The sequence below is a fragment of the Acidiplasma aeolicum genome (assembly GCF_001402945.1).
Lineage (GTDB): Archaea > Thermoplasmatota > Thermoplasmata > Thermoplasmatales > Thermoplasmataceae > Acidiplasma > Acidiplasma aeolicum.
Window position 1 is genome coordinate 1 of sequence record NZ_LKBG01000040.1, and the last position, 3,872, is coordinate 3,872.

The following is a 3,872-nucleotide window of genomic DNA, read 5'->3' on the forward strand; positions in this document are numbered from 1 at the left end:
ATCTTGACAAAAATAATAAATATATATAATTATTATTATTTTATGAAGAAAATACTTGCTATAGTTATAGCCCTTATGTTTGTGCTTATAGCATTTTCAATTATTGCAGGGCCACAAGAAAAGAACATACCAGAGAAATCAACATCAGTTAATAATACAATAGACAACGCATCAAAATTGCTACAGGTTGAAAAGGAGCTTCAGGAAAAAGGCATACCATTAAAATATGCAAGCCTGCCAGCATTCACAAGTCATATAAATAAACAAAATGGTGTCATAACGCCGTCATATACATCTGCACCGGCACCGATGGGAATTGGATTTTATGGGACAAAAAATGTTTCAGGGCACCTTGTGGGATATAATCTAACGACAAGCAGTGTTATGGCATCAATACATATCAATAACATGAATGATTTTTATCTTCTTAATGATGGGCCCTACAGCGAAACGTTTCAATTGAATTCGGTGCTTTCCAATGTCACACTATTTGGCAATTCAAGCTATAATTTCTGGACCCAAAATGTTGTATTTTACTCAGCCAGAACACATCAGATAACCTTTTTGGACAACATATGGAATTTCTCATCACCAGCAATTTATATGAGCAATAATTCATTGTATTCATATGACGGAAATCTTGATGCACCCGTTTTTTATTACGATATCGGACCAACAATAACGGTAACATATCCATTCACACTTAATTTATATCTGAATTCAACCGTAATAGACAGGGACAGTGCAGTGTATTTCAATTATTCGCTCACATACAGTAATAAAACTGTATCAGGTTCTTATGACAGGGTTTTATTTAATTCAACATATAACCAGCCTGCTAGCTTCACCGCAGTAAAACCAGAATATCTTGCAAGTGGAACACATGTAACACCAACAGGATTTATACCATATGATTTTGAGATAATGGTTGGCGGACCCGGAGGTGGAAGCACAACATCTATATACAATATAAATGCCACGATGAATTTAAAATACGAAAAATCCGGTAAATATTACAATGTACCATCTGCATATGATACTGGATCTGAAACAGGTGAAACATCAGAGGGAGTATCTGTGTCATGGAATAATTATACCGCACATCTTACACCTGGCCCATCATTTGTGTACGGAATGTGGGGCATTTCAAATAATAATAAAATGGTTCACTATTCTGGAAGGGTGAGTCCATCAAATGCTTTTATGTTTGTATCTCCGGGTGCATTCAATGAGAGCATGGCTGCATGGTCACCATTATCATTAAATGGCACATATAGCTTTACATTGCCCAGTGGATACTATACTGCAGAAGCTCTAATGAGCTATCATAATCCTGTAATGTTTACCATTGGCAACGATGCATCACTGCCCTTTAATAATTTTATGGGCATATACACACCGTTATACGCATTTGATAACTCACAGCTAAAAAACATATCATTGTATGGCAATGGTACACTGAATAATCCGTATGTGGTTTACAATGTTCAGACAATGCCTGTAAATTCACTATTTGAGGAGTTCAATGACTATGCATTTCCAGTGTTTTCAGGAGTTTTAATTATGAACACAAATGCCAGTGCGGTTTTATATCATATGCCATCACTTTTCATTAAATATAATAATCCAGAATATTCAGGATATGTTAACTTCTATAAATTCCCATCATATAACTTCCTTAACTATGAATTTTACAATGCATCAAATATAACAGTATGGAAATCTAACGATATTTCAGGATACTTCTCCTCAAGCCTTGAAGGTTTCCCAGCGGCAAACCTTGTAATATGGAACTCGACAAGGATACTTATTGGATCGAATACATTTAACGTTATGGACAGCGGAATGCTTGTATTCAACAGTAATAATGTGACAATATGGGGCAATTATTTATTTAACTCACCATTAATATACAATAATACCTTCGAAGATATAACAAATATATGGGGTGCACCACTTGGGCTTGCAGAATACTCATCAAATGATACAATATATAATAACTTCTTTGATGTGGAGATCACAGCCTACAGTCCAGAGGTCTCAATATATACCGGAGGCTTTGCAATGTATGTTGACCACTGGAACATAACAAAACAGCCGGCATACATTGTACATTATTTCAACGGTTTTGCATTATATGGAAGCATTATATATACAAGATACCAGGGAGGTAATTTCTGGTATAACTTTAACGGAACAATACCATATAATAACGATGGCCTTATTGCAATTGGCGGCGATTATGTACCCTTATACTATTTTATTTTTCCATTTTTTATAGTTAGTTGCATAATTCATTTCATTAAAATTTACAATTCAATATAAATTCCCTGTATAGTTAAATACAGGGAATTGATTAGTTTTTTATGACACCAAAACCAATCAATTTTAAATCAAATAGGGATATAAGAAGGTATCGGTATTTTAATTATAGAAAAAATTATTCTAAAAAATATATTAATGCAATGAATGATTTCCTTAATTTCAGTGTATTTAACAGATGGAGGGAACTCTTAGAGGAAAACAATTATAATAAAATGGAAAGGCCATTTAAGGTACCGGGAATAGTGATAATGTACCTAGCAAAATTACGGGAATTATATAACCTACCATTCAGATTATTAGAAACAGAATTGCATAATTTATCTAAAATATTTAAATTCCCTGAAATATCATTTACATCAATATACAGAAGAATCAGAAAAATAATTCCTGAAATAGATAATGATAATAATATATTATCTGCAATAGATTCTTCAGGATTTCAAATAACTTTGACGAGAGGTCATTTGAACAATAAACGGCATAGAAAAGAATAGGTTAAATTGCACGTAATTATCCACATTAATAATTTTTCAAATTATGGATTATTCCATTACCAATGAATATTATAATGATGCAAAAGAAGGCATAAAAATTATAAGGGAGATTAAGAATAAAATAAGTAGATTACACGGTTATAAGGGCTATTATTCTAAATTAATTTGCAATAAATTAAAAAAGGCTATGATATTTGTACGGAGGAATGCAATTACATTATCAAATGAGTTCTATTTATAAATCTAAAATAAGAAGATTTATTAAAAGATTTGGTGAATCATTATGGAAGATTAATAATGATTATAATTTAAGATAAAATGTAGAAATATATTTCTCTGGAATAAAGAGATTATTCGGTGAGATAATAAGGGCTGTTAAGCCTGAGAATATTTTACAGGAAATGTATAGTTAAAGGTTTATTTTTACGATGAATTTAATTAATTAAAGGAGGGATATTAATTATGCAATCTACTTATAATGAAATAAAACTAAAAAAGTTTAATTTTTATCATATGTAAGTATAATCTTATTCATGATGCTTAATAATATTTTTAGGATAGTTTTATTCCCCATGCTTTATGTGATTTTGCCGCTATCATGATTTTATATTTTTCTATAATATCGAATTTATGTATTACATTATATACATCTCTTTTAACCTTTAATAAGTTTTTATCAAAAATTCGTATTAAAAAATCATAATCACCCACATATTCTGTTATTTCATATATATGATCATTATTTTCTATGAAGTCAAATAGTTCATCTATGTAATTATGATTAACAGAACCTTTTATTTTTATTAATAGGTCTATGTATGTTAAATTTAAATTTTGTAAAACAAGTAATCCAATAAATTTTATATACCCATTTTCCTGAAGTCTCAATCTTCTTGCTCTTATGGCTGATTTAGACATTTTTAATAGGTCCCCTATAGATTTATCAGACATCCTGCCATTTTCAAGCAACAAATTGAGAATTTTAATGTCAGTTTCATCTAGAACCCCACTTAATATATCTTCCCACATATTCATATCATTATTTATTAAAGA

At 30.7% G+C, this 3,872-nt stretch carries 4 protein-coding genes; 3 read left to right on the forward strand and 1 reads right to left on the reverse strand.

Features of this window, described 5'->3' with window-relative positions:
• The first annotated feature begins 42 nt into the window (after positions 1-42).
• From AOG54_RS01495 to AOG54_RS01505, 3 genes are read left to right on the forward strand one after another with little or no spacing between them, the layout of a single operon-like run.
• A complete protein-coding gene (locus AOG54_RS01495) occupies positions 43-2,325 on the forward strand; it encodes a thermopsin family protease (protein ID WP_055032317.1) in 2,283 nt (760 codons plus the stop codon).
• A 41-nt stretch (positions 2,326-2,366) separates the two neighbouring features.
• On the forward strand, positions 2,367-2,819 hold the full coding sequence (locus AOG54_RS01500) for a hypothetical protein (protein WP_055032316.1): 453 nt from the start codon (positions 2,367-2,369) through the stop codon (positions 2,817-2,819).
• Between the two features lie 43 nt (positions 2,820-2,862).
• Complete coding sequence (locus tag AOG54_RS01505) at positions 2,863-3,060, forward strand: hypothetical protein (protein ID WP_054964264.1); 198 nt, start codon at positions 2,863-2,865, stop codon at positions 3,058-3,060.
• Positions 3,061-3,371: 311 nt separating this feature from the next.
• Here the strand turns inward: AOG54_RS01505 and AOG54_RS01510 are convergent.
• Positions 3,372-3,872: Lrp/AsnC family transcriptional regulator (locus AOG54_RS01510; RefSeq protein ID WP_156324159.1), on the reverse strand; the 501-nt coding region annotated here is incomplete at its 5' end.